This is a genomic window from Pseudomonas sp. S3_A03 (assembly GCF_054668275.1).
The window spans coordinates 1054662-1081185 of record NZ_CP162753.1; the positions used below are offsets into that span (position 1 = coordinate 1054662).

22 protein-coding genes and 6 pseudogenes are annotated in these 26524 nt (G+C 59.7%); 15 read left to right on the forward strand and 13 right to left on the reverse strand.

The window, feature by feature from the left end:
• The first annotated feature begins 172 nt into the window (after positions 1-172).
• The 6 genes and pseudogenes from AB4O25_RS04535 (at position 173) to AB4O25_RS04560 (ending at position 6024) form a co-directional block, all read left to right on the forward strand.
• Positions 173-845: pseudogene (locus tag AB4O25_RS04535) on the forward strand (GntR family transcriptional regulator).
• Between the two features lie 63 nt (positions 846-908).
• Entirely contained in the window at positions 909-1718 is an 810-nt protein-coding gene (locus AB4O25_RS04540; protein ID WP_017529061.1) for an ABC transporter substrate-binding protein, read from the forward strand.
• Positions 1719-1730: 12 nt separating this feature from the next.
• The gene (locus AB4O25_RS04545; RefSeq protein ID WP_017529062.1) at positions 1731-2507 is read left to right on the forward strand and encodes an amino acid ABC transporter permease; all 777 of its coding nucleotides are present in this window, start codon (positions 1731-1733) and stop codon (positions 2505-2507) included.
• A 2-nt stretch (positions 2508-2509) separates the two neighbouring features.
• On the forward strand, positions 2510-3289 hold the full coding sequence (locus AB4O25_RS04550) for an amino acid ABC transporter ATP-binding protein (RefSeq protein WP_017529063.1): 780 nt from the start codon (positions 2510-2512) through the stop codon (positions 3287-3289).
• A 22-nt stretch (positions 3290-3311) separates the two neighbouring features.
• Complete coding sequence (locus AB4O25_RS04555) at positions 3312-4922, forward strand: gamma-glutamyltransferase family protein (RefSeq protein WP_017529064.1); 1611 nt, start codon at positions 3312-3314, stop codon at positions 4920-4922.
• A gap of 115 nt (positions 4923-5037) precedes the next feature.
• The gene (locus AB4O25_RS04560; protein WP_135196289.1) at positions 5038-6024 is read left to right on the forward strand and encodes an SDR family oxidoreductase; all 987 of its coding nucleotides are present in this window, start codon (positions 5038-5040) and stop codon (positions 6022-6024) included.
• Here AB4O25_RS04560 and AB4O25_RS04565 read toward each other — a convergent pair.
• Positions 5974-6171: a hypothetical protein gene (locus AB4O25_RS04565; protein ID WP_460150569.1), complete on the reverse strand. Its 198-nt coding sequence runs from the start codon at positions 6169-6171 to the stop codon at positions 5974-5976. The two genes, AB4O25_RS04560 and AB4O25_RS04565, sit on opposite strands and share 51 nt — an antisense overlap.
• Positions 6172-6299: 128 nt before the next feature.
• On the reverse strand, positions 6300-7052 hold the full coding sequence (locus AB4O25_RS04570; RefSeq protein ID WP_116078844.1) for an OBAP family protein: 753 nt from the start codon (positions 7050-7052) through the stop codon (positions 6300-6302).
• Positions 7053-7339: 287 nt separating this feature from the next.
• Between AB4O25_RS04570 and AB4O25_RS04575 the strand changes: the two are divergent.
• Positions 7340-8222, forward strand: a pseudogene (locus AB4O25_RS04575) (manganese catalase family protein).
• 64 nt (positions 8223-8286) lie between these two features.
• Complete coding sequence (locus tag AB4O25_RS04580; RefSeq protein WP_065879118.1) at positions 8287-8796, forward strand: ferritin-like domain-containing protein; 510 nt, start codon at positions 8287-8289, stop codon at positions 8794-8796.
• A 7-nt stretch (positions 8797-8803) separates the two neighbouring features.
• On the opposite strand, the gene cyoE is transcribed toward AB4O25_RS04580, so the two are convergent.
• The 5 genes and pseudogenes from cyoE to cyoA all read right to left on the reverse strand — a co-directional run bounded on the left by cyoE (position 8804) and on the right by cyoA (position 13572).
• Entirely contained in the window at positions 8804-9682 is an 879-nt protein-coding gene (gene cyoE, locus AB4O25_RS04585; RefSeq protein ID WP_263290895.1) for a heme o synthase, read from the reverse strand.
• Positions 9683-9717: 35 nt separating this feature from the next.
• Positions 9718-10056, reverse strand: a complete 339-nt coding sequence (gene cyoD / locus AB4O25_RS04590) for a cytochrome o ubiquinol oxidase subunit IV (RefSeq protein ID WP_116078841.1) — start codon at positions 10054-10056, stop codon at positions 9718-9720.
• Position 10057: 1 nt separating this feature from the next.
• Positions 10058-10672 (reverse strand): cytochrome o ubiquinol oxidase subunit III, encoded by a 615-nt coding sequence (gene cyoC, locus AB4O25_RS04595; RefSeq protein ID WP_068931820.1) that lies wholly within the window; start codon positions 10670-10672, stop codon positions 10058-10060.
• Between the two features lie 3 nt (positions 10673-10675).
• Positions 10676-12600: pseudogene (gene cyoB / locus AB4O25_RS04600) on the reverse strand (cytochrome o ubiquinol oxidase subunit I).
• Between the two features lie 54 nt (positions 12601-12654).
• Positions 12655-13572 carry a ubiquinol oxidase subunit II gene (cyoA, locus tag AB4O25_RS04605; RefSeq protein WP_017529076.1) on the reverse strand — a complete coding sequence of 306 codons (918 nt, stop codon included), beginning with the start codon at positions 13570-13572 and terminating at the stop codon, positions 12655-12657.
• Positions 13573-13869: 297 nt separating this feature from the next.
• Between cyoA and AB4O25_RS04610 the strand changes: the two genes are divergently transcribed.
• Positions 13870-14184 carry a hypothetical protein gene (locus AB4O25_RS04610; RefSeq protein WP_068931822.1) on the forward strand — a complete coding sequence of 105 codons (315 nt, stop codon included), beginning with the start codon at positions 13870-13872 and terminating at the stop codon, positions 14182-14184.
• A 188-nt stretch (positions 14185-14372) separates the two neighbouring features.
• Here AB4O25_RS04610 and AB4O25_RS04615 read toward each other — a convergent pair whose 3' ends face one another.
• From AB4O25_RS04615 to AB4O25_RS04625, 3 genes are all read right to left on the reverse strand, one after another.
• Complete coding sequence (locus AB4O25_RS04615) at positions 14373-14924, reverse strand: ATP-dependent Clp protease proteolytic subunit (RefSeq protein ID WP_065879113.1); 552 nt, start codon at positions 14922-14924, stop codon at positions 14373-14375.
• A 53-nt stretch (positions 14925-14977) separates the two neighbouring features.
• Entirely contained in the window at positions 14978-15196 is a 219-nt protein-coding gene (locus tag AB4O25_RS04620; RefSeq protein WP_116078836.1) for a con-10 family general stress protein, read from the reverse strand.
• A 318-nt stretch (positions 15197-15514) separates the two neighbouring features.
• Positions 15515-15694: a con-10 family general stress protein gene (locus AB4O25_RS04625; protein WP_460150570.1), complete on the reverse strand. Its 180-nt coding sequence runs from the start codon at positions 15692-15694 to the stop codon at positions 15515-15517.
• 471 nt (positions 15695-16165) lie between these two features.
• On the opposite strand from AB4O25_RS04625, the pseudogene AB4O25_RS04630 reads away from it, so the two are divergent.
• Positions 16166-17010: pseudogene (locus AB4O25_RS04630) on the forward strand (ZIP family metal transporter); the annotation flags it as partial.
• Between the two features lie 347 nt (positions 17011-17357).
• On the opposite strand, the pseudogene AB4O25_RS04635 reads toward AB4O25_RS04630, so the two are convergent.
• Both AB4O25_RS04635 and AB4O25_RS04640 read right to left on the reverse strand, forming a co-directional pair.
• Positions 17358-17855: pseudogene (locus AB4O25_RS04635) on the reverse strand (pectate lyase); the annotation flags it as partial.
• Between the two features lie 245 nt (positions 17856-18100).
• Entirely contained in the window at positions 18101-18703 is a 603-nt protein-coding gene (locus tag AB4O25_RS04640) for a glutathione S-transferase (RefSeq protein ID WP_017529083.1), read from the reverse strand.
• Between the two features lie 204 nt (positions 18704-18907).
• Between AB4O25_RS04640 and AB4O25_RS04645 the strand changes: the two genes are divergently transcribed.
• Together AB4O25_RS04645 and AB4O25_RS04650 are read left to right on the forward strand one after the other, a co-directional pair.
• Complete coding sequence (locus tag AB4O25_RS04645) at positions 18908-19807, forward strand: LysR substrate-binding domain-containing protein (protein WP_068931823.1); 900 nt, start codon at positions 18908-18910, stop codon at positions 19805-19807.
• Positions 19808-20063: 256 nt separating this feature from the next.
• Positions 20064-20618 (forward strand): DcrB/PsbP domain-containing protein, encoded by a 555-nt coding sequence (locus tag AB4O25_RS04650; RefSeq protein WP_460150571.1) that lies wholly within the window; start codon positions 20064-20066, stop codon positions 20616-20618.
• A gap of 143 nt (positions 20619-20761) precedes the next feature.
• On the opposite strand, the gene AB4O25_RS04655 is transcribed toward AB4O25_RS04650, so the two are convergent.
• On the reverse strand, positions 20762-21676 hold the full coding sequence (locus AB4O25_RS04655) for a LysR family transcriptional regulator (protein ID WP_028616088.1): 915 nt from the start codon (positions 21674-21676) through the stop codon (positions 20762-20764).
• A gap of 268 nt (positions 21677-21944) precedes the next feature.
• Here AB4O25_RS04655 and AB4O25_RS04660 point away from each other — a divergent pair, with 268 nt between their 5' ends.
• From AB4O25_RS04660 to AB4O25_RS04670, 3 genes and pseudogenes are all read left to right on the forward strand, one after another.
• Entirely contained in the window at positions 21945-22967 is a 1023-nt protein-coding gene (locus AB4O25_RS04660) for a zinc-dependent alcohol dehydrogenase family protein (RefSeq protein ID WP_460150572.1), read from the forward strand.
• Between the two features lie 698 nt (positions 22968-23665).
• A pseudogene (locus AB4O25_RS04665) lies at positions 23666-25081 on the forward strand (hypothetical protein).
• The gene (locus AB4O25_RS04670) at positions 25078-26484 is read left to right on the forward strand and encodes an aminotransferase-like domain-containing protein (protein WP_460150573.1); all 1407 of its coding nucleotides are present in this window, start codon (positions 25078-25080) and stop codon (positions 26482-26484) included. The pseudogene AB4O25_RS04665 and the gene AB4O25_RS04670 overlap by 4 nt, the downstream one beginning before the upstream one ends.
• Positions 26485-26524: the final 40 nt, after the last annotated feature.

The window sequence follows — 26524 nt, forward strand, 5'->3', positions numbered from 1 at the left end:
TCGCTGTGCCATTAGGTAGCACGTAGCGCGCCCTTCGGTTGCCATCTCTGCTGCGAATAAACGAACGAATCCATTCAAATCAGCCGCTTAACGCGGCGCTGGGTCGGCTGGCACAGATTCTGCTTTATTGTATCCGTGGATAATTGGATACAAAAATACAGAGATCCCGCCCATGCAATTTGCTCCCGCTTACATTGACCGTCGACAGCCCCCTCACTGCCGAGGAGGAGGCCTACAACTTCCTGCTCGACGCCATCTGCGGCGGCCGCTACCGCAAAGGTGATCGGTTGATCGCCGAGGACATCGCCAGCGAGATCGGCATGAGCCGCATGCCGGTGCGCGAAGCGTTTCGGCGCCTGGATGCCCAGGGCCTGGTAACCCTGCGTCCCAACCGCGGCGCGATTGTCAGTGGCCTGGATATCGAAGAACTGCACGAGGTGTTCGAGATGCGTAGCGCTCTTGAAGGCTTGGCGGTGCGGGTTGCCGTCGGGCGCATCGGTGAGCGCCAACTGGCCGCGTTGGAGCGTCTGCTGGACGAAATGGATGACTACCGCGACGAGAGCGCCGCGTGGGTCCGCTGCCACCGCGCCTTCCACGAGTACCTGTGCAGCCTCAGCGGCCGCCCGCGCCTGATGAAGCAGATATCGGCGCTGTATTCGCTGGTGGAGGCGCCCATGCGCTTGTGGCTGCAGCACAGCGAAAAACCCCTCAGCGCGCGTCAGGAACATGCCGTGATTCTTGATGCGATTCGCGCCGGCGACGCCGGTCGCGCCGAAGCCGTGGTGCGCGAGCACATCGAAGGCACGGTGCCGGCGCTGATTCAATTTCTGCAATCCGAACACTAAGAAAGCTGTCGTGTTTTGACGTTGTGTCCTGCCCCGTTATTCAACGAACTGGAGTGTCTGGTCATGCATAAACAACGCCGCGCCTTGCTGGTGGCTATCTCTCTCGCTTTCTGCAGCCAATGGGTAACTGCCGCACCGCAGGTGCCGGAGCGCCTGCAAAAAGTCGACAAACTCACCTATTGCTCGGGGATGGATTCACCGCCCCTGGTGTCCTTCGACGAAGCCCAGAAACCGCGTGGGCTTACCATTGACCTGGGCTTGGAAATCGCCAAACGCCTGGGCGACAAACAGGTGCAGTGGCGGGTGATTCCGTTCTCCGGCCTGGTGCCCGCGCTGCTCGCCCAGCAGTGCGACATGATCGTCGACCAACTGTTCGACAAGCCCGAGCGGCGCCAGGTAATCGACATCGTCAACTACATGTATTCCAGCCAGTCGGTGGTGGTGCCCAAGGGCAACCCCAAGGGCATCAAGACCCTGGATGACCTGTCCACGCACAAAGTGGCGGTGCTCAACGGCTCCACCATCAAGACCCTGCTCGACGCCCACAACGAGAGCCTCGCCAAGGCCGGCAAGCCACCGATGAAACTGGTGGTGTACAACACCGACACCGATGCCTTCCAGGCCTTGCGCATCAGCCAGGTCGATGCCTATGGCACCACCGTGGAAACCGCCGGCTATTACGCCGCGATGGCCCCGGACCTGTTCCAGGAAGGCGTGCCCGCGTTCAGCCGCATCCTCACAGGCCTTGGCATGCGCAAGGACGACCCGCAACTGAGCGCCGCCGTGCAGCAGATCATCAGCGACATGCGCAGCGACGGCAGCTACGTGCAGTTGCTAAACAAATGGCATGTCAGCAGCGACACACTCGACTGAGGCAACCGCACGATGAATTTCAATTGGGATGTGTTCTGGCAGTACCTGCTGCAGCCCAGTGGGGTGTACCTCACCGGGCTGTGGCTGACGTGCCTGATCAGCGTGCTGGCGATGCTGCTCGGCTGCGCGCTGGGCCTGGGGGCGGCGCTGTTGCGCCTGTCGAAGAACCCGCTGCTGCACCTGCCGGTGCGCTTTTACGTGTGGCTGATGCGCGGCACGCCGTTACTGGTGCAGATCGTGTTTTTGTACACCGCGCTGGCGGCCGGCGGGATCTTCCGCTTCGAGGACATCGAGCTGTTCGGGCTGATGATCCCCGGCAATATCCAGGCGGCGATCATTGCTCTGGGCCTGAATGAAGGCGCGTACATGGCCGAGATCATCCGCGCCGGCATCGGCGCGGTGGACAAGGGCCAATACGAAGCCGGGCGTTCCCTGGGCATGGGCTTTGCCAAATTGATGCGGCGCATCGTGCTGCCCCAGGCGTTCCGGGTGATCGTACCGCCGCTGGGCAACGAGTTCAACGTGATGCTCAAAAACACCACGCTGGTCAGCGTGATCGGCGTGCAGGAATTGCTGCTCAGCACGCAGATGATCACCTCGGCGACCTTTCGCGTGTTCGAGTTGTACCTGGTGGTGGCCCTGTATTTCCTCACGCTGACCACGCTGTGGGGCTTTTTCCAGCGCTGGCTCGAACACCGCTTCGGCCAGTCCGATCGACCGTCAGCGCCACCGCCGGCCGCCAGCCGCATGTTCGGTCGCAGCACCCTCAAATTGCTGAGAGGACGTTAAGCATGGCGCACCAAAGTGAAGAGCTGATCATTGAGGCCCTGGATGTTCAGAAGGCGTTCGGCGAGTTGCAGATCCTCAAGGGCATTTCCCTACAAGTGCGGCGCGGCGAAGTGGTGGTGCTGATCGGTGCCTCCGGCTCCGGCAAGACCACCTTTATCCGTTGCATCAACCTGCTTGAAGACATTCAGGGCGGGCGCATACGCGTCAATGGCCGCGCCATGGGGTATCGCGAACGCAGCGACGGCAGCCTGGTGCGCGAGTCGGAGCGCAACATCGCCCGCCAGCGCCGCGACATCGGCATGGTGTTCCAGCGCTTCAACCTGTTCCCGCACATGACGGCGCTGGAGAACATCATCGAAGCGCCGATCCAGGTGCTCGGCGTGCCGCGCGCGGCGGCGCTGGAGCAGGCGCGTGGCTTGTTGGCGCGGGTCGGCCTGGCGGACAAGGCCGGCCATTACCCGTCGATGCTCTCCGGCGGCCAGCAGCAACGGGTGGCGATTGCCCGTGCGCTGGCGATGAAGCCCCAGGCGATGCTGTTTGACGAACCCACCAGCGCCCTCGACCCGGAAACCGTCGGCGAGGTCTTGCAGGTGATGAAAGAACTGGCCGAGGAGGGCATGACCATGGTGGTGGTTACCCATGAAATGGGCTTCGCCCGTGAAGTGGCCGACCGCGTGGTGGTGCTTGATCAGGGCGAGCTGATCGAACAGGGGCCGCCGGAACAGATTTTCAGCCACCCCAGCCATCCGCGCACCCGGGCGTTTCTCAGCCGCGTGTTATGACCCTTTTTCAAGAGCCTTTGCCATGTTGAAATTCTCTGCTCACGAATACCCTTATCCGTCGCAACGCCAAAGTGTGTTTGCCAGACGCGGCATGGTCGCCGCCTCCCAACCACTGGCCGCCCAGGCCGGTATCCAGATCATGCAGAACGGCGGCAATGCCATCGACGCCGCCATTGCCACGGCGGCGGCGCTTACGGTGGTTGAACCCACCGGCTGCGGCCTGGGCGGCGACGCGTTTGCCCTGGTCTGGTGCAAGGGCCAGTTGCACGGCCTGAACGGCAACGGCCATGCGCCGGCGGGCTTGAGTATCGAGGCGGTCAAGGCGGCGGGGCACCCACAGATGCCGCTGTACGGCTGGACCCCTGTCACCGTGCCGGGCTGCCCATCGGCCTGGGCTGAGCTGTCGCAACGCTTCGGCAAGTTGCCGTTTGCCGAGTTACTGCAGCCGGCCATCAGCCTGGCGCGCGAGGGGTTCCCGTTGTCACCGGTGGTTGCCCATCAATGGCAGCTGGCCTTGAACGAATTCAGCCCGCACCGCGATGACGTGCTGGCGGCCTGGTTCGACACGTTCCTCATCAACGGCCGTGCGCCCCAGGCGGGGGAGATTTTTCGCAACCCGGCCCAGGCCCGCACCTTGGAAGAACTGGCCGCCACCCGCTGCGAAAGCCTGTATCGCGGCGCCCTGGCCGAGCGCCTGGATGCGCACTCGCGCGCCAGCGGTGGTTACCTGCGCGCCAGCGACCTCAAGGATTACCGCGCGCAGTGGGTCGCGCCGATCCACATCAATTACCGGGGCGTCGACGTTTGGGAAATCCCGCCCAGCGGCCAGGGCCTGGTCGCACTGATGGCGTTGAAGATCCTTGAAGGCTTCAGCTTCGACCACCGCGACAGCCAGCAAACCTGGCATCGTCAGTTGGAAGCGATGAAGCTCGCCTACAGCGACGGCCTGCACTACATCACCGACCCTGCGCATATGCGCGTGGCGGTGGCCGACCTGCTCAGCGACGACTACAGCACGCGCCGGCGTGGCCAGATTGGCGAACAGGCCCAGCCTCCCAAGCCCGGCGACCCCCATGCCAGCGGCACGGTGTACCTGGCCACGGCGGATGCCGAAGGTAATATGGTCTCGTTTATCCAGAGCAACTACCACGGCTTCGGTTCCGGCGTGGTGCTGCCCGACAGCGGCATCGCCCTGCAGAATCGCGGGCAGGAATTCAGCCTTGACCCCACTCATGCCAATTGCCTGGCACCCGGCAAGAAAACCTTCCACACCATCATCCCCGGCTTTCTCAGCCAGGGTGGTCAGGCGCTGGGGCCGTTCGGCGTAATGGGCGGCTATATGCAACCCCAGGGCCACGTGCAAATGGTGATGAACCTGGTGGACTTCGGCCTCAACCCTCAGGCGGCATTGGACGCGCCGCGCTGGCAATGGCTGGGCGACATGAAGGTCGGCATCGAACATGGCGCTTCCCGCGACCTGGTCAATGCGCTGGCACGGCGCGGGCACAAGGTGCAGACCGACAGCGACCTGACCGACTACGGGCGTGGGCAGATCATCCTGCGCGATCCGCTCAGCGGCGTGCTGTGCGGCGGCACCGAGCCCAGGGCCGACTCACATATCGCGGTGTGGTAAGCGGCTGCACAGGCGCTGCGCCGACCATGGCCTCCAAAAATATCGAACTGTCGGCGTTTGCCTATCGTCCATTTTGTTGAGGGCAGGCGACGTCACAAACGTGTGGGAGGTGGCAATGGATCAGCAGAACAACGGCCTGGTGGTGATCTGCGGTGCGAGCGCGGGGGTAGGGCGGGCCACGGCGCATCGTTTCGCCGCCGCCGGTTACCGCATCGGCCTGCTGGCACGCGATGAGGCCGCTCTGGCGGCAACGCGCGAAGAGCTGGCGCAGTACGGCCAGGCGGTCACGGCGATAAGTGTCGATGTGGCCGATGCGCAGGCGCTTGAAGCGGCGGCCCTTGCGCTTGAGGCGCAACTGGGCCCGCTGCAGGTGTGGGTAAATTCCGCGATGGTCACGGCGTTCTCACCCATTGAAAAACTCACCGCGCAGGAAATCCGCCGCGTCACCGACGTCACTTACCTGGGCACCGTTAATGGCACGCTGGCCGCCTTGAAATTGCTGCGCCCGCGCAATAGCGGCGTGATCATCCAGGTGGGCTCGGCGCTGGCCTATCGCGCCATTCCTTTGCAATCGGCTTATTGCGGCGCCAAGTTCGCCGTTCGCGGGTTTACCGACGCGCTGCGTTGTGAGCTGCTGCACGAGCGCAGTCGCATTCGTGTGTGCATGGTGCAGTTGCCGGCGATCAACACGCCGCAGTTCGACTGGGCGCGCAACAAACTCGACAAACGCCCGCAACCGGTGCCACCCATCCACGACCCCGACGTGGCCGCTCGGGCGATCTTCAGTGTGGTGCGGCGCACGCCGCGCGAGTTGTGGCTGGGCATGGAAAGCATCAAGGCGATTGTCGGCAGTTGCCTGATCCCGGGGCTGCTCGATCATATGCTCGCGCGGCAGTGCTATCCGGGCCAAATGAGCCAGGAAGATGAGAGCGGCGACCACGGCGACAACTTGTGCCAACCGCTGAGCGCTGAACTGCACCGCACTCGCGGCCGTTTCGTCGGCCGCTCCCGCGACAGCGCGCTGGCGCTGACCTCCACTCAGGTGTCGGCGTTATCCGCGGTGTTGGCGCTGGTCGGTGCGATGGTTTTGCTGTGGTTCTGAACCGTGGCATCGAAACCAGCGATAGCCAAAGCCGTTCAGCGTCAGCGCGGTTTTTGCGAGGCTGTCGCTGTCATGCTCCAGCGTCCGGCTTTGCGGCTGGTTGTCGTGGATGAAACTGACGATGTAGCGGGGTTTTTTATCGAACATGATTGCCATCCTTTATGCGCGATAGCGGGGCCAAATGCCCCGCGTTTTTAATGATGACGCTGCACGCGACCGGTTGTTCCCTTGGATCGACTGACGTGCCGGGCAGGCTCGGATGGCCAGCGCCGCGTTCAATGCTGATGGGCCGTTGCGGTCGGGTCGATGATCTGGATGACAGTGCCCTGGCGCCATGCGTCGGCGCCGGGTGCGATCGGCGGCGCGACGATGTCGATGCGCGCCTGCTTTTTTTCGGCGCTGTCGATGCCCATGCGCTGGTCGCGCTCGGCGACCATGCCCGGGTCGGCCTGGCCGTCGGCGGTGAACCCCATCATGAGCTGAGGGACACCCAGCGGCAGACGCTTGTTGAGGTCGGTATGCCAGGTGTGCCAAGTCTTGCCATAGGTATGCACGAGTTTTTCCATCAGGGCGTGCTCGGCCGTTTCGGGGATGCCGGGTGCGACCAACTGGCCTGATTTCACTTCATGCACGTGGCTGTGCCACAACGCTTTTTCAGCGGCCGGCAGCGTGCCGAACAATGGTTCGCTGATGATGTATTCCACGCCCATCAACTTTGCATCCTTGCGATTGCCGTCGTAGATCACGCACTGGATCACTTCTTCGTTGAGCACCGAGCAGTAATGATGGGCCTCCATTTGCACGTCGGGGTGGCCATTATAAAAGTGGAAGCCGTCCAGGTAAGCGTTCAGCGCATCGATGGGCGGGCGCGATTGGAGCAGCGCCGCCCCGGCGTCGAGAGATTGCAGGGTTGGTGATTTCGCCTTACCAGGCGCCACGACATTGGAGGCCGAGTTATTGCCGGCACAGGCTGTGAGCAGAGTAACGGCGGTAGTCAGGCAGAGTACGTGGAGTGTGGCGTGGTTCATTTCGGATACCTTCCATGGTCGATTGATCGAGGTGTGCATGGGGGGCGCTTGCCAGGTTCAGGCAGTGCAAGCATTAGAAGGTGCGGCCAAACAGGCGTTCAATCAGCGATAACGCTGACGGCACTCGGCACGCCAGGGCCGCCGTTTCGCTTGGCCTGTAGCACATAACCACTGGTCGAAATGCGTCGCTTTATTTTGAAATTTCCTCTGGGTGCTCGCTTCACATAAAAGTAGGCGCGCCTTCCAAGGGGCCGTCTCCTTTTCAATAAGCCTGAGGAGATTTGTTCATGTTTCTACATAACAAGCGACTTCAATACACCGTGCGCGTGGCCGAGCCTAACCCGGGGTTGGCGAACCTTTTGCTTGAGCAGTTTGGCGGCGCTCAGGGTGAATTGGCGGCAGCGTCGCGCTATTTCACCCAAGCGCTGGCCGAGGACGATCCGGGGCGCAAAGACCTGTTGATGGACATCGCCACCGAGGAGCTCAGCCATCTGGAGGTTGTGGGATCCATCATCGTGATGCTCAACAAGGGCGCCAAGGGGCGCATGGCCGAGGGCGTGGAGGAGGAGGGCGAGTTGTATCGCGCGCTTAACGGCGCGGGCAATGACTCGCATATCACCAGCCTGCTGTATGGCGCCGGTTCGCCGTTGACCAATAGCGCCGGAGTGCCGTGGACAGCGGCTTATATCGACACGATCGGTGAGCCTACCGCCGACATGCGCTCCAACATTGCCGCTGAAGCCCGCGCCAAAATCGTGTATGAGCGCCTGATGAACGTCACGGACGACCCGGGCGTCAAGGAGGCGCTGGGCTTCCTGATGACGCGCGAGATCGCGCATCAACTGTCCTTTGAAAAGGCGTTGCATGCGATTCAGCCGAATTTCCCCAAGGCAAGTTGCCGGGCATGCCTGAGTTCACCCAGGTGTACTTCAACATGTCGCAGGGCGAGGGAATGTTCGCGGGCCCTGGAACCAGGGCGAAGAATGGACGTTCGTGGAAAACCCGCAACCCGCGGTGGATGGCGGCGACGGCATGGCCACGGTGCAACTGGACGCCGACGAGGAAGCGCAACTGAGTGCGATGAAGATCCGCACGCTCTCGGACCCCGCCAGCGACCCCACTACCGGGGCTGACCTGGGGGCGGGTATCCCGCCCAAGCCTGCCATTTGACTCAAGGCAACCGCACGCTTGCCGGCGTGCGGCGGTTCAGCATTTTTTGACGAGGATTAACGACATGGCAACTCCACAGGAAAACCTGCTCGACTGGCTACGCGATGCGCATGCGATGGAGCAACAGGCCGAAAAAATGCTCAAGGCACAATCCGAGCGCCTGGAGCACTACCCACGGCTCAAGGCCCGCATCGACCAGCATATAGAAGAGACTCTCGACCAGCAGAGGTTGATTGACGAATGCCTGACGCGCCTGGGCGGCAGCTCCTCGACGCTCAAAGACATCGGCGGCAAGTTGATGGCGTTCGGGCAGGCGGTCGGTGGCTCACTGATGAGCGATGAGGTCATCAAGGGCGCCATGGCCGGCTACGTATTTGAAAATATGGAGATCGCCAGCTACACGGTGCTCATCGCGGCCGCGCAGGAGGCCGGTGACGCCGAAACCAAAGCGGCCTGTGAAAAGATCCTGCCGCAGGAAGTCGCCATGGCTGACTGGTTGCGCGAACATTTGCCCGAGCTCACCCAAGCGTTTCTGCAGCGCTCTGCGGCCCCCGATGAAGAGGCCAAGCGCTGACGTTGCGTCAGGCGCCCGACCGCATGATGGCGGGCGCCTGCACCCCGCATGAAAGTGAGCCTTGGCGCCCGCTGTTCAACGCCAGCGAAAGATCCAGAGCCAGTATCAGCAGAATCGAAAAACCAAATAACGTGCGTGCCCAGCGTGTCGGATCAATCAGGCGCACAGGGCTGTTGGCGAGTGCCAGCCAGTAAGCGCTAAGGCCGCTTACCACGGTGAAATACAGCACGTTCATTTGGGCCACCACACCCAGCAACACAGCGTTGGCCAGGAAGGCCAGCATGTACGCCTGTATTTGCCTGTGGGTTTGGGACAGCGTCAGTAAGGGCAGGCGCGCCGCGCGAAAATCCTCGCGCCGCATCACGGTGATGGCGTGTGAATGAGGCATCTGCCAGCAGCCGAACACCGCGATCAGCAGCATCGCCGTGGCATCAAACCGGCCGGTGACCGCGGCATAACCTATAACGGGCGGCATCGCCCCGCAGAGGCTGCCGATCAAGGTTGCCCAATGCGACCGTCGCTTCAACCAGTAGGTATAAGCCCCCAGGTAGATAACCACGCCGACCATCGCCAGGATGCAGGCCAACACATTGCTGGCAGCCCACAACAAACTGAAGCCGGCGATGCCCAGCGCAAGGGCATAGCTTACGGCGCTGGGCACCGTGATCGCTCGCAGGGCCAGCGCCCGGTGACAGGTGCGCACCATGCGCCGGTCGATGTCGCGGTCAACGCAGTTGTTCAGCACGCAGCTGCAACCGATCACCAGCGCGGTGCCGAGCAGGGTCGCCAGCAAACGCAACGGTGCCACCCAATGACCGCTGGAGGCCAGGAAGTAACCGCCGAGCACTGACGCGAGGTTACCGAAAATGATGCCGGGCTTCGTCAATTGAACCCCGACATTGAGTAGCCCTATCCAGTGTTTCAGTGCGCCAGCATATTGTGATGAATATTGTCCATGATCCATAGCGAGAGCCCCACCAGCAGCAAAATGATGACCACTGAAAAAACCAATGCGATCAAGTTCCAGCGTTGTTCTGCCGCCGTGTCCAGGTGCAGGAAGTACTTGAGGTGGGCGATGACTTGTATCGCGCCCAGCGACACCACCAGCCATGCGGTAACGGTGCGCGGCAGTGACGGGAACATCACCAGGGCGAACGGGACCAGGGTCAGCAGCACCGAAACGAGGAACCCGACCAGGTACGAACGGCTGCTGCCATGGCTTGTACCGGCGCTGCTGTGAATCGAACTTTGTTTGTACATTTCACACCACCCCTAACAGATAGACCACGGTAAACACGCAGATCCACACCACGTCCAAAAAGTGCCAGAACAAACTCAGGCAACTGAGGCGTGTGGCATTGGTGTTGGTCAGGCCACGTTGATAGACCTGGGCCATCAGCACCGCCATCCAGATCAACCCCGTCAGCACGTGCGCGCCGTGGGTGCCCACGAGCGTGAAGAATGCGGTCAGGAACGCACTGCGGTCCGGCCCATGGCCTTCTTCGATCAGGTGGTGGAATTCGTTGAACTCCATGGCGATAAAGCCCGCACCCAGCACAAATGTGAGCCCCAACCACCGCAGGACCTGGGCTTGCTGGCCACGGTTCATGGCGAGCATCGCGTAGCCGTAGGTGATGCTGCTCAACAGCAGCAGCATGGTTTCACCCAGCACATAGGGCAGTTCGAAAATATCCACGCTCGAAGGGCCGCCGGCCACGCTGTCGCGCAACACGGCATAGCCTGCGAACAACGTGGCGAACAGGATGCAGTCGGTCATCAGGTAGATCCAGAACCCGAACAGGCTCAGGGAACCGGCGTCTTCGTGCCCTTGTTCGTGGGTATGCGCAACGTCTGTTTCGATGATGATGTTGGACATGGGTCAAGCCTCTGCCAGGTCTTTCAGGGCGTGCCTTTTCGATGCGCGCGACCTCTTGCGCGGGCACGAAGTAATCGGTGTCTTCGTCGTAGCTGCGCACCACGAATGCAACCACCGATGCCACCAGGCCGAAGGCCGCCAACCACCAGATATGCCAGACCAGGGCAAAGCTGCAGACCAGTGCGAACAGGCTGATGACCAAGCCCGAAGCGGTGTTGCGCGGCATGTGGATGCTTCGGTAGTCGGTGTGGCTGAGGGTGCTGACGCCGCGTTCCTTCATGCCCCAGTACGCATCCAGGTCGCTGACCTTGGGTTGCTCGGCGAAGTTGTACCAGCGGTGGCGGAGAGGCGGTGGCCCATTCCAGGGTGCGGCCGTCCCAAGGGTCGCCGGTGAGGTCGCGATAGCGATGACGGTAGCGGATGCTGACAAACAGTTGCAGGGCCTGGGACGCGACACCGCAGAGGATAATCGCCACGCCCACCAGTTCGAGCAGTAGCCAGGGCCGCCATTCCGGGTTGTTGAAGTGGTTGAGGCGGCGCGTCATGCCCATGAAGCCCAGCACGTACGAGGGCATGAAGGCGAAATAAAAGCCGATGAGCCAGCACCAGAATGCGATACGCCCCAGTTTGTCGTACAAGCGAAAACCAAAGGCCTTGGGGAACCAATAGGTCAGGCCGGCCATGTAGCCGAACACCGCGCCCCCAATGATCACGTTATGAAAGTGAGCGATCAGGAACAGGCTGTTGTGCAGCATGAAGTCGGCGCCGGGCACGGCCAGCAGCACGCCGGTCATGCCGCCGATGCTGAACGTCACGATAAAGCCCAGGGTCCACAGCATCGGCGTCTCGAAGCGCACCCGTCCACGGTACATGGTGAACAGCCAGGTGAAGATTTTTACCCCGGTTGGTACGGCGATGATCATCGTCATGATGCCGAAGAACGCGTTGACGTTACCGCCCGAGCCCATGGTGAAGAAATGGTGCAACCACACGATGAACGACAGCACGGTAATCGCGATCGTTGCCCACACCAGCGACACGTAGCCGAACAGCCGCTTGCTGCTGAACGTTGCCGCGATCTCGGAAAACACCCCGAACGCCGGCAGGATCAGGATGTACACCTCCGGGTGCCCCCAGGCCCAGATCAGGTTGACGTACATCATCGGGTTGCCACCGGCTTCGTTGGTAAAAAAATGCATGCCCAGGTAACGGTCCAGGGTCAGCATCAGCAGGGTGGCGGTCAGGATCGGGAACGACGCCAGGATCAGCACCGAGGTGCACAGTGCGTTCCAGGTGAACACGGGCATCTTGAACAGGGTCATGCCTTCGGTGCGCATCTTCAGGATGGTCACGAAGAAATTCACCCCCGTGAGTAACGTGCCGATGCCGGATATCTGCAGTGACCAGATGTAATAGTCCACGCCGACGCCGGGGCTGTAACCCAGCTCGGACAACGGCGGATAGGCAACCCAGCCGGTGCGCGCAAACTCGCCCACCCCCAGCGAAATGTTGACCAGTGCCGCGCCGACCACGAACAGCCAGAAACTCAGCGCGTTGAGAAACGGGTAGGCCACATCGCGCGCGCCGATCTGCAACGGCACCACGATATTCATCAAGCCGACCACGAAAGGCATGGCCATAAAGAAGATCATGATCACGCCGTGGGCGGTGAAGATCTGGTCGTAGTGTTCAGGTGGCAGGTAACCTGGCCCGCCGCTGGCGGCCATGGCTTGCTGGGTACGCATCATGATCGCGTCGGAGAAGCCGCGCAGCAGCATCACCAGCGCCACGATGATGTACATGCAGCCGATTTTCTTGTGGTCCACCGAGGTAAACCATTCGCGCCACAAATAACCCCATTTGCGTTTCCAGGTAATCGACCCCACCAACGCCACACCGATCAGCCCAACGAAGGCGAGCGTGTACATCACAATGGGCTCGCTTGTTGGGATCGCCTCCCACGAAAGTTTTCCCGAACATTGTTAACGCTCCTGCACCAGGTAGTGATCCGCGCGCTCGCCGGTGCTGTTCAACCGGGTCTGGCGGCGCTGGGTTTTGTCGGCCTTGTTCATGCCTTCATATTTGTCGACGATGTCCAGGAACAGCCGCTCCTGTACCGCCGAGTAATAGGTCACCGGGTGCCGGGTGCTAGGCTTGGCCAATTGCGCATAGCTGGTGTGGTCCAGCTGCGTCGGCGCACCCTTGACCTTTGTCAGCCAGGCTTGAAAGTCGGTGTCGCTCAGTGACAGCGTGGAGAAGTGCATGTCGGAAAAACCGGGGCCGTTGTAATTGGCGGCAATGCCTCTGAACTCGCCGGTCTCGTTGGCGATCAGGTGCAACTTGGTCTGCATCCCGGCCATGGCGTAGATCTGCCCGCCCAGGGCCGGGATGAAAAAGGAGGTCATGGCGGCGTCGGACGTGATGGTAAAGCTCACCGGCGTATGCACCGGCAGGGCAAGCTCGTTCACGCTGGCGACACCCAGGTCGGGGTAAATGAACAGCCACTTCCAGTCAGTGGCCACCACCTGAACATTGAGCGGTTGTTTGTCGGAGTCGAGCGGGCGATAGGGGTCGAGGGCGTGGGTGGTTTCCCACGTCACCCATCCCAGGGCGATGATGATGAGCAACGGAACGCCCCACACCACGGCTTCGATTTTGTGCGAACTGGCCCAACGGGGCGAGTAACGGGCTTTTTTGTTGGTCGCGCGATAGCGATAGGCAAACACGAACGTGAGCACGATCACCGGCACGACCACCAGCAACATCAGGCCGGTGGCGAGGATAATCAGGTTGCGCTCGTCGGTTGCAATCTGGCCCTTTGGGTTGAACACCACCAGATTGCAGCCGGTTAATAAGAAGAGGCTGGCGATATAGGCCAGGCCATAACTCGCGCGTTTCATGCCGTGCTCCTGTGTTGATAAATATCCGCGATGAGTGCGTTGCGCTTGTATGCCCAAGTCATTCAAGCGAACCGCTGACGCTGTGCGTGTTAAAACCCCTTACCCGAACAATTTGAATTGGACGTGAAGGGTTGGTTTAACAATTTGTTACTTCGCCTGACGAACGGCTTAACAAGCGAAACGCGGGTGCTTTTGTATAAGCGCTTGTTCGAATCTCGTGCAAAAAAATACGGAATCCCGGATAAGGATTCAGGTCTCACGTAACGGCCGGCCAACTAACGATGCGGGAGATGACTTATGTTTATTCGAGGTAATGCCTACAACACTTGGATCGAAAAGCAATTGAAAGAAGAGTGTTTTACCCAAGAGGTGGAAAACGGTTGTCATATCGAAGTCAGGGCGCGAGAGCGTACGGACGCGGATATAGAAGTGTTGGTCTGCGTCTATACCGCTACGGGGCAGTGTGTTGCCGAGCGCAGCCAACAATTGCCGGGCGCTGAATGGACAGTGCGGGATGCGCTCAAACGCGGTATTGATCAGGCGGAACGAATCGCCGGCGGAGAGTCGGGGCGATTACCTTGCGCGGATGCTCACTTGCACGAAGATGATTGACCGGGTTCAAGCCCACAGAGGGCCTCTATCAGTCGGCAAAAAAAAGCCCGTACTGAGTACGGGCAAAACAGGAGTTCTGGAGGTTCTAAGTGAGCAGGCTGCGCGCTGAGAAACATACGGCACACTTATCGGTACTCGATAATGATGGACGTGTTCCGTTACTCATTGCCGTGCTCCCCTCTGAATAACTAGGAGTGTATGAAACTACTCACGAACTCTGCCTTGATAACAGGCAGCTCGATGGCATGGATCAATCCGGCGGTCATGGCATTCGGCGGGTCGAGAATGCGCGGCGCGGCGATCAGGTATTTTTCGGTTTCCAGTTTTTCGGCGGCATCCAGCGTGCGCTCGGCGACGATGCGTGCGTACAACTGTAAGTCGTAGTCAAGACTCATCGCATATTCGGACATGCGCGAATGGTCGATAGAACCTTGCAAATGCCAATGGAACGGGTGGAACAGAAACTTGCTGTGCTTGCAGGCGGTCCGGCGCTCACCGGCCAGGAAAATAATATTGCCCATCGATTCCACGGTGCCCAGGTTGTGGGTGTGTACCGGGATCGGCAGTGACAGCAGGAAGTTATACATCGTGAAACCGTAGCTGCATTCACCGCCCATGGTGGCAATGTTCAGGACCAGGCCAGAGGCGTCTTGCTGCACGGCCAGCGAGGCTTGTTGGATAAGCTGGCTGCAGGTCGACGCGGTGATCGGTCCGGTAAAGTTGATAATGTGTAAAGGCATGGTGTCCCTCATCCATAAAGACAGGGGAGCGCCGCTCCCCTGCATCCAGCACATCAACTGTTGCGGCCGCCACCATGGCTGTGTTCGCCACCTTTACGCCCCGCTTCAGAAGCTTTCTCACGGTCGTTGGCGAAGTTGCCGCCACTGTTCTGGCCGCCTTTGCTACCGATCTCTTGATAGAACTCTTTGTCATGAGAAGCGGACGTAGCTTCGCCGCCTTTTTTACCGGCTTCATTGACGCTCATTTGGCCTTGCTTGTCTTGAGTACTCATGTTGATTTACCTCGTTGCTATGTGGGTTAGGTTACGTCGCTTTAATGCTACGAAAGCCACACTAAACAACTGTGTGTGCACTGCTTATAAGTGCCTTTCGCACAAGGGAGGGTGTGTGTGAAACACCTACTGTTACTTCGGTTCTTTCTGGCATTCGCTGGTATTCATAACTCGCCGTCGTATGAGAACGTCCGCTTGTGTTTGTCTCAGCGTGCCTTTCCATAACCGATCTGCGATAAAAATCGCTTTGTTGGCCATCCACTGTCGTTCGCATCGTTTATTCCCTTTGATAACTAGGAGGGCGACTGGGCCGCTTTGCTATGAGGACTTACGGCCGCCGCCATGGCTGTTCTGGCCACCTTTACGGCCCGCTTCCGACGCTTTCTCACGGTCGTTTGCAAAGTTACCGTCGGACGCTTGGCCACCTTTCTTTCCCGCCTCCGATGCTTTCTGAGGATCATTGGCGAAGTTGCCCGGGTTCTTATTACTCGTCGTCATGGTATTTCTCCATCGGTGAGTTGTCGTTTCGCTAGTTATCCACTTCGCTAATGGATATCTACTCCGATAACGCGGCCCGCGAAAACGTTTTGAGCAATGAGATGAATTGGCGACGAACGGTCGACTCGGTGAAAAAACTTATACAAGCGCCGCGCAACAGTGCCGCTTCGTCTAACTTTATTAACGTCTGCAATATTAGATTGATAGCATTTAAGTGCGCGTGTGAAGTGCCAACAGCCCGTTCGACGCGCAGCGTTATAAACAGTGGCGGAACAACGTAAAGGCGGGCAACGCTTTGGAACTTTGGAGCCGCCGGTAAAATCCCATGACAGCGACTCAGTGCGTGATTGAACCCTCAACGATACGCCCGCCACCGAGGAGATAACGATGCTTGATAGGTCTACGTCCGCGCAGTCAGCCTCGCGTGGCCATTTAAGTCGTGCGTTCGAGCTTGGATGGGCGGGCGCGTTGTTCTGGGCGGCGATCCTGAGTGTGATGCTACTGCTGCTGGTCTGCGGATACAGCGCCCTGTTCAAGGCCGATGTGTCCAATTTGCGTTTTGCCCTCCTGGGTGGCCTGAGCGGGTTCAGCGCGACGGCTTTAGGCGCAATCGCAGCGATAGCGCTACGCAGCATCAGCTCACGCACTCAAGACACCATGCTCGGCTTTGCTGCCGGGATGATGCTCGCCGCGAGTTCGTTTTCTTTGATTCTTCCCGGTATCGATGCCGCACAGGCAATGACGGGTAATCAGGTCTTGGCTGCCTGCGTAGTGGTGGCAGGGCTGGGGCTGGGCGTCGCGCTCATGGTTGGCCTGGAGCGCTTTGTTCCACACGAGCATTCGCAAAGCGGACGTAAAGGCCCGCATACCGAACGGTTCAATCGGGTGTGGTTGTTTGTACTCGCCATTACGTTGCACAACCTCCCGGAAGGTATGGCCATCGGTGTCAGCTTTGCCGATGGCGACCTCAAAGTAGGGGTGCCCTTGACCACGGCCATCGCGATCAGGACATACCCGAAGGCTTGGCGGTGGCGCTTGCATTGCGTGTCACCGGGGTCTCGGCGTATCGCGCGATGTTGATTGCCATCGGCTCTGGATTGATGGAGCCAATAGGCGCTGTGGTGGGCTTGGGCATTTCAAGTGGATATGCCTTGGGCTATCCCGTCGCCCTGGGGCTGGCAGCGGGCGCAATGATATTTGTCGTGTCACATGAGGTTATTCCCGAAACCCATCGCAATGGCCACGAGACACCCGCGACCCTCGGCTTGATGCTCGGATTTGCCGTGATGATGTTTTTAGACACGGCTTTAGGGTGAGCGGGTTTCCAGGCCGAGTTCGTCGAACACGTCGACCCGCTGCGCTAGATAGTCAAAGAAGGCGCTTGTGCCGAACAGCCGCGCGCTGTCAACTGCGGGGTGACTGATTTATGGTTGCCGATTGATCAGAACCGGCGAAGGCAGGGCTCGCCAGTGAGCAGAGCATGAGCAGCAGTAGACATCGCATCAGTGGCTAGCCAAATCCAGGTGGCCCGCACCGGCATCGCGCCGCACTGCAATTCGCGCAATGTCGGCTGGCTGCGGTGCAACAAGGTATTGACGATAGGTCTTGAACGCCTCCAGCACAGAAGCATCCCGAGGGCGGTAGTCATCGCCACTCAGGCGCTGCCGATGACCAACCCCATGCCCTGGATACCGGCATGAGCCCCTATGCCTATAAGGGTCTTGTTCGAACCGATCTTCAAACGCTGCAACCCTGCCTTGTCATACGTCACCGTGGCCGGCGGTTTCGACTGGCAAAAATGGTTGGCGCCGTCGATTGCCCATTGCCCGCCGCCGTGGGGGCAGGCGTTGGCCATGCACCCGGCCTCTGTGACCGTGGCGCTGCCGTCGGACACAACCGAACCGCGAAAATCAAACGTATGGTCCAGGGCGATGACGCGCGGGGTGTCATCGGTGCAGTTGCCCCGTGGGTCGAAGCTTGCACACAGCGCCTTTTGCAGTGCGGCCGGTGTGGCGGGGCGCACGGCCGCAACTTGGCCACCGCCGGTTACGTCTTTGGCAAAACCCTCGGCATGGCTTGCCGCCAGAGCCGGCGTTACCAGCACAGCGGCAGCTAACACGAGGGCTGAAAGACACTGGGGAATCGGGAACGTCAACGGCATATTCCTGAAGGTTGAATACCAGCGGCCAAGCCTTGCGAAACAGGCTTGCCATGATCTGAATAGGCGCGGGTATTTATCAAACGCTTTAAGCCCGATAACCATTGCCTTCAGCTGAGGTTCAGCCGGGCGCTGTCAGCTTGCCGGAGAACTGACTGAGCCTTGCAGGCGCACGGGTTTTGCATCCGCGTCACGGCCGGTGCCGATAGGCGTGAAGGTGTTGCTGATCGCGGTACGTTGCAGGGCGCTTATTCGATGGGGTATCGCTTGAAGGCTGGGTGTTCCTCAAGACGCCTGGCATGGAGTTGCAAGTGCGGGAAGGCCTCGGCGTCAACCATCGAGGCGATTTTGAACTGGCTGAAAGACCAGGCCACTGCCGCGCTGACGGCACCTTGCGTCAGGGCTTGATTCGGCGCATGGGCCAGGCGTTTTTCCAAGGCCGAGTAGGCTGCCAGCAACTGGCCGGTTACCCGGTCGAGCCAGGGCTCGTGGAGTTTTTCTGCGGGGCGCAGGTTATGTTCGTACACGATCTGTACGGTTTTCTCACAAGCGGCCAGGGCGAGCCCCGTCAATTGCAGGTCCTGGGCTCGCGCGCTGGCTGGCTGTGGCAACAGCTTTCTATCAGCCGGAGCCAGCGCTTCGAAGTAATCGAGAATCAGGCTTGAGTCCATCAACACGGTTGAATCATCCAGCACCAGGCTGGGCGCCTTTACCACCGGGTTGATCCTGGCGAATTGTTCGTAGGTGCTGAATACCGAAAGTGGCTGATGCTCAAAATCGACGCCGTAAAGATCCAGGGAAATTGCTACGCGGCGCACGTAGGGCGAGTCCAGCATGCCGACCAGTTTCATGAAGCCTCCATTTACGTCAGGGTAATTTTCAATGGGGATACTTGAGGTACTTGTACAGGTTGAGCAGTAGCTCGCAGTTCGCGAGGTGAGGGTGGCGCGGAAAGACCCTGTGGCTGGCAGGATTGTTAATTTGAGATTACTTTAGCCTGTGTTCGGGCCGCAAAATATCGATAAATATTACCGAGAAAGGTTAGGTTGGCTTACATGAGTGCATTTCCTCCCTTGACCTGCCTGCGCAGTTTCGAAGCCACTTCCCGGTTGGGAAGCGTCACCCTCGCCGCCAAGGAATTGCACGTCACGCATTCAGCTGTCAGCCAGCAGATCAAGGTACTGGAGGAGATTGTCGGGTTGACGCTATTTGTGCGCGAAGGGCGGGGCTTGCGTGTCAGCGAGGATGGGCGACTGTATGCGCTGCAGATTCGTAAAGCCCTGGGCGACATCGCCGAGGCCACTCGATTGATCCAGGCCCAGCCCAAGATGGGGGAGTTGGTGGTGGCGGTTCTGCCGTCGTTCGGCCGGTCGTGGTTGATACCGCGCCTACCGGGTTTTCAGCAGCTTTACCCGCATATCAGCATTCGCCTGCAAGCCAGCCTGACAATTTCCAACCTGCATCAGGAGTCGGTGGATATCGGCATCCGCATGGGCAAGGGTGATTGGGAGGGCGTCGAGCAAAAACTGTTGTTTCACGATGAAGTCGTGGTAGTTGCCGCTCCCCATTTCAATGGCGGACGCCTGCCGCAGACGCCGCAAGAAATCATCGACAGCCCGATCATCTACAACACTGAATCGTGGTTGCCCTGGTGCGAAGCGGCCGGCGTCAAGATGGGCGACGCGCGCAAGGGGTTATGCAGCAATGATTCCAACCTGGTATTGGAAGCCGTTCGCCTGGGGCAAGGCATCGCGCTGGAGCGGCGCAGCCTGGTACATGACGCTATCGAGCGGGGCGAGCTGGTTCAGCTGTGTGACGTCAGTGCGCCGTACGCCTACCCCTATTGGCTGGTGTGGCCACCCAGGGAAAGTTCGCAAGACAAACAACGCGAATTCTCCCATTGGTTGTCCGGCGAAGTGGAACGTTACTTCGCGCAACTGAAACAAAACGCCTGACAGAGGTACTGCCTGAATGGATCTGTTTGAGCGCGACATAGGGGTACTGCCTTTTATCGAACTGACTTATACCCCAACACGACCCCCTAAAACCGGGTGCTCTTCGCGAAAAGTATCAACCCCCATGCTGACCGCAAATATGAGCGACACGCTGCGGCGGTGAACAACATCCTGGGCAAGTGAGCAGGCAACTAAGCTAGGCTGTTCGCAGGATAGGCCGTCGGTATTCGACGGCCTGAAAACAAAGGCGCTATTAATGTCGAAACATGTGCTGTTGGGCTGGACCCGTTCCTTGTGCGTGCTTGCTGCCTTGAGCGGCGCGGCCTCCATGGCAGTTGCTGCGCTGCCTGACAAAACCGCTATGGCGGCAGCGGACATGCAATCGGTGTCCCTGGCAGGCGGCAAGCTGAAGTTCGTGCTGAAAGGCGTCGAGGCCCGCACCTTGAACAGCGAGAACGGCGGCGCGATGTACTTCGATCCGAAAAGCGAGCAGGCCATCATCGTTACCGAAGGTCCGGCGTCGACTGCGGGCACCACCCCGGACGCTGCGTTTCGCCTTGCCGTGGATACCTTGAAAGAAAAGCAGCAGGCCGCGTCACCCAACTTTCGCACGACTAGCGAGAAGACCATTCAGGTGAATGGCTTGAAGATGTACCGCCTGGACGGCACCGACGATTTCAACGGCCTGAAACTACTGGTGGCCTCGTTGATGACGATGAACGATCAGACGATCACCGTTATCGAAGTGATGTCCAGCGTAAACGACCCGGCCGGCCATACCGCTGCGTTGAAGAACATTCTGGGCAAGTAAACCGCAGGTTTCCGGAGGGCAGGCTGTCGGCTCCCGACGGTCTGTCCATCACAAGGAGCCCGCATGAGCTCGTGCGCAAAGCTTGCCTAACGCGGTGTCGTACTCCCCGACCCACCCGCGCCGTACGGGGGCTATGTACCCAGTTACAAACTATCGGGGTCGCCAAAGAACATCTGAATCCGCGACCTCAACCACCGCTCCCCCGGATCATTGTCCTGCGAGCCGCGCCACGCCATGTGCAGTTCAAAGCTGCGCACCGGCAATGGCGGGTCTTCGGCGCGCAAGCCGCCTGCCGAGGTCAGTGCTTCAGCGGCGTAGTCCGGCACGGTGGCCAGGATGTCCGTGCCTGCGAGCAGCGTGCCCAACCCATTGAACTGCGGTACGGCCAGTACCACGTGGCGTTTGCGATCGAGTTTTTCCAGCTCTTCGTCGATAAAGCCGCTCAAGTCACCGGCAAACGACACCAGGGCATGAGGGCGGGCGCAGAAGTCGTCCAGGCTCAAGGAGCCGGGCACGCTGTCGGCGCGCAGCAGTTTGGGCAGGCTGCGGCGCAGTACTTTGCGCTTGGCGTTGGCCGGCAGGTCGGCGGTGTAGCTGACGCCGATGGAGATTTCGCCGGAGGCCAGCAGGCCCGGCATCAGGATGTAGTTGACGCGGCGCACCACCAGCACAATGCCGGGGGCTTCCGCGCGCAGGCGTTTGAGCAGTTGAGGCAGCAGGGCGAATTCAACGTCATCGGACAGGCCAATGCGAAACACCGCGGTGCTGGTAGCAGGGTCGAACTCGGCGGCGCGGCTGACGGCGGTGGAGATCGAGTCCAGGGCCGGGGAGAGCAGGGCGAAGATCTCTACGGCGCGGGCCGACGGTTCCATGCTGCGGCCGGTGCGCACAAACAGCGGGTCATCGAACAACCCGCGCAGGCGTGACAGCGCCGCGCTGATGGCCGGCTGACCGAGGAAGAGTTTCTCGGCGGCGCGGGTCACGCTGCGCTCGTGCATCAAGGTTTCGAATACGATCAAGAGGTTAAGGTCGACACGACGCAGGTCGTTACGGTTCATCTTGTGTCCTGGAAGAGTCAGCGAACTTGACGAGAGCGGTCATATAGGAACAATGCCCGGCGTGAATCTTACGGGGAAAGGCTGGTACTCTGCACCGGCTAATTGAGTTTTCCTACAGGTCAATGGAGTTTTCCCACGACGCCTGAGGTCTATTCCTCACATGCGGAATCAATGACAGACATGTCGACTATTAACGGCGACCGGTGGCCTTACCTGGAAAGCCCAGATAGAGTTCATGGCATTAGAGGTTACTTTGGCGAGGTTTGCGATGTCCCGCACGATTCGTTTTCACAAGTTTGGTCCGGCCGAGGTGCTCAAGTGCGAAGAGCATGCAGCCGCACAGCCCGCGCCGGGCGAAGTGCAGGTGCGTGTCGAAGCGATTGGCATCAGCTGGTATGACATTTTGTGGCGCCAGAACCTGGCGTCTTCCCATGCACGTCTTCCTTCTGGCCTGGGCCATGAAATGGCCGGGGTCGTGGTAGCCCTGGGTGACGGCGTGGATGATCTGGCCGTGGGCGATAAAGTGGCCAGTTTTCCGGCCGAGAGCCCCAACGATTACCCTGTGTATGGCGAACAGATCGTCCTGCCCCGTTCGGCCCTGACCCGCTACCCGGACGTCTTGAGTCCGATTCAAGCGAGTGTGCATTACACACCGCTGTTGATTGCCTACTTTGCTTATATGGACTTGGCCCGGGTCAAACCGGGGCAATTTGCGCTGGTCACCGACGCCAGTCATTGCGCCGGTCCTTCGTTCGTACAACTGGGCAAAGCCCTGGGTGTGCAGGTGATCGCGGCGACCAAAAACAGTGACGAGCGTGAATACCTGCTGTCTCTCGGTGCGGAGAAGGTCATCGTCACCGAAGAACAGGACCTGCTGATGCAAATCAACAAGTTCACCGACAACCGCGGCGTTGACGTGGTATTCGATGGCTTGGGTGGCCCGCAGATGTCGCTGCTTGGCGATGTGCTGGCTCCGCGCGGCAGCCTGGTGCTGTATGGCCTGCAGGGCGGTAACCAGACACCCTTCCCGGCGTGCGCGGCGTTCCAGAAGAATATTCAGTTCTTTGTGCACTGCATCGGTAATTTCACCGGAAAACCGGAACTGGGCATCATCCAGGACCAGGTTGCACTGCAACGTGCGTTGCGTGATATCAACCAGTTGACCGCTGACCGTGTGCTTGTGCCGCTGAAAACTACCGTGTTTCCGTTCAGCCAATTCGTCGAAGCGCACCGCTATATGGACGAATGCCCGTGCCGCGAGCGTGTGGCATTGCAGGTTGAAGCTGTTTGAGCTGTAGGAGTATTCGCAAATGAATGCTCCAGTCTCTCAACGAATGGGGCAAATGCGCCATTTGTCAGGGCTTAACCTGCGGGCGCCATAGGTACCGTTCGGCGCATTAGCCCCCTGAATCCTGCTCTTGGTCCCTGACGCCGCGCTGAATCACAGCGCGGCGTTGTTGTGTGTGCGCTTTTTATGCAGCCACGCCTGTTCATCTGCACTGGTTTTTGGCCAAGTTCTGTATCTATTAATCATTATTCCAGCACTGATAATTACGCCTTCACTTTCATCTCAAGGATTGAGCAATGATTGATTCAATGACGCGGTCACCGCTAGTTATTCGAACTCTAGGCAGGGCTTCTGCGTGCGCAGCGCATAGGTGTTTCTATAAAAGTCGCTAGCCCCTATATCGAAAAGTTGTTTTTAATGCTTTGTCGGAAGCTTCTTTAAAACGCTGGCTAAAACACTGTAGGAAACTGTAGGAATGGTCTTAAGGGTATTGGGAGTATTAAATTATCTCATAAATATCAGCAGCTTGTGTGCGTGTGCTGGCTGCTGGATGCTGGCCAAAGCCCCCCAGGGATTTGGCAACAGGCTGCTAGTGTTTATTTATCGACGCACGAGGCAATGCGCGATTTTCCCACACGCAAAATAAGTCGAGCACGCACTGTCCAGCAGTTGCTTGATCTTTCAACTCAGGTAGTAGAACTATGAGCACTATTCACGAGCAGGCGATGAACCATGTTTACCAACAAGTTCTGCAGCGTTTGATTGGGCACTTCAGTCGCTCCGGGCGAACGGCACTCCAGTTATTGGTACAGCGCATCGTTGTGGCGGCAGGGGGCATGGAGCAGGTGGGGATTTCAAAATACTGTTGGCCCATGGCGGGTGAAGTCAGCAGCTACACCCTGGCGCTGTTGCGCGCCGCCCAGTTGACCATTGCCGGGCGTGCGCCCCGTACCTTTCACCTGCGGGTCGCAACGCTGCGTCATACGGGCATCACGGAAAGCCAATTGGACACCCTCAATCGGGGCTATGGCCGTTTGTTCCTCCACGACGACCCGCGCGTGGAGTTGTTAAATGGTGGAAAACCACGAGGTACAACCCTTCAATCACCTGCGCCCGGCCTCACCAGTGGCCCGAGACATCAGCCGGCGCGCCAGGTTGTTGATCGGGCACCTGAGTTCCGGAGACTGCCGCGCCATGCTGTGCAACGACACATACCTGGCCCTTGAGGACTTCTATCAGCGTGTCACCACCTGCAATGGCGGCGTTCATGCGCTGGTCAGCGGTGACTCCCCGCGCAAGCAAGGCCAGTTTCTCGCCTGGCTCAAGAAAGCCGCCGTGGGCGCCGGTATGCCGATAGCCAAAGGCCGCGCGCTATCGCTCAACGCATTGTTCGCCCGAATGGAGGAGTGGAGCAGCGGTTATTACCGTGATGCATTCGGCGACCACTATGTCGCCCATGACGATCCCAGCAAGGCCAGCCACCGCCACCTCGCCTACATCGGTGTGGCAGACCTGCTGGAGGACGTCGACCTGGGCTCATCGTCCTTGTTGACTGAGTTCATGGCCTACACCCCCGACCCGCTGGGTTTTCACTTCACGCACCCGGCTTATTCCAACCCGCTGTTGATGGCCCATTTGCGCGGGCTGCAGGCTGAGTGCCTGCGGGATCTGGACTACGCCGAGGGCGTCGAAGATTTTATCCAGCAGGCAACGCCGTACATGCTTGGCCTGCATATGCCCCAAGAACTGCTCGCCCAGGCCGGCACGGCTGAAGGGCGCTTGCTCTCAAGCACTTTTGCCGAGTCATTCTTCGGCCTGGATGAAACCCAACTGATCTGCCTGTTGTTTTCGCCGTTCATTCATCATGGCGAGCGCCTGGAAAGCTATTTGCGCCAGTGCCATCCGGGCATGCTGGTGGCGCTGCCGGAACTGCACAAGGTGCTCAGGGCAAGCCGTCCGCCGATATGCTGCAACAGTGGGTCACGGACACCAGCGGCGTGCCCTTGCCGCTGTTGCAGCACCTGTATCGCAAACGTCCCCTTGTCGACGTCCATGGCGCACGGCGTGCCCCTGCAACCCACGGCGCCGCCCTGGCCGTGCATTCGTCCGGGCAATGACCCTGCGCGGCGAGCGTCAGGCGGACTTCGCGTATCAGGCGGTCTACCGCTACATGATTACCCTGATCAACGAGGTCAGTACTGATACCCGCGTAAAGCTGCCGTCATTGCGGCAGTTGGCCGGGCGCCTGAACGTGTCGATCTCGACGATCCAGTACGCCTATGCGTTGCTGGAAAAAGAAGGCCGTGTGTATTCGGTGGCCAAGTCCGGTTATTACGCCTGGCCCATGTCTGCCAACCCCTCGGCGTGGGCAGGTGGGGATTTGCTCGACCGCCTCTACGCGGCAGCCCGACGCCCCGGCATGGCCGTGCTCAGTGGCGATGAGCCCGCGTTGCTGGCCTCACTGGACACAGCCCTGCTGCGCCTGGAACGCGAACTGGTGCGCCAGTACCCGGAAAACTTGCAGCCCTGGTCCCAGCCGTACGGGGTCTGGGAATTACAGGCCGCATTGGCCGCACGTTACACCTCGTCGCCCACCCACTGCTGGCACGCCGACAATGTGTACATCGGTGCCGACCTGCGCGGCGTGCTGGACATCCTGATTGAAGTGCTGGGCCTGCGGGGCAGCACGGTCATCGTGGAGTCACCTTGTGACTGGCTCATCCTGCGCCTGTTCCAGGACGCCGGGGTGCGCATCCTTGAGTTGCCCTGGACACCCGAGGGTAGCCTGGACCGCCCGACCCTGGAGCGGCTGCTGCGCGACGAAGCGGTGCACCTGGTGATGTTCTCTTCCACGGTCAGCTTGCCTTCGGGGGTGACGATGTCGCTCTACGAGCGGCTGGAAGTGGCGCGGCTGCTGAGCCAACACGATTGCTGGCTGCTGGAAAACGACACCTTCGGCCGGCTGAGTTTCGATACGTCCCACACGGCGTTGCGCGATCTGGTGAACCCTGACCGGGTGATCGTGTTCTCTTCATTCGAAAAACTGCTCGGCTCGGAAGCCCCCTATGGTTTTTTGCTGGCGCGGCGCCTGGGCGTTGAGTTGCAGCGTCAATTCCTGTTGCGCTCATTTCGCTTGTCGTCGATTCGCCAACGTGCCATCGCCCGCTTACATCAAAGCGGGCGTTTCGATCAGCACCTGCGCACGCTGCGCCAACAGCTCGGCGAACAAGCGGTGCGGATGAGCCTGCGCCTGGAGCAACAGTTGGGAGGGCAGGTGAGTTTTCGAATGCCGGCGGCTGGGGCGGCGTTCTGGCTGGCCTCCACGCGTGCCGTGGATATGCGCCAGGTATTCCAGCGTTTGCTGGTACAGCAAGTGGTGGTTGCACCCGGTGAGTTGTTCAGCGTCAGCGGCTTGCATCACCAGAACCTGCGCGTGAGCCACACCTTCCATGGCCACCCTAATCTGGACATTGCCCTGGCGGCATTGAGCGACGCCTTGCGCCAGGCGCAGACTGGGTGAAATTTCTATTTGTGTTGTAGGATCGATACCGTCGCGCAGT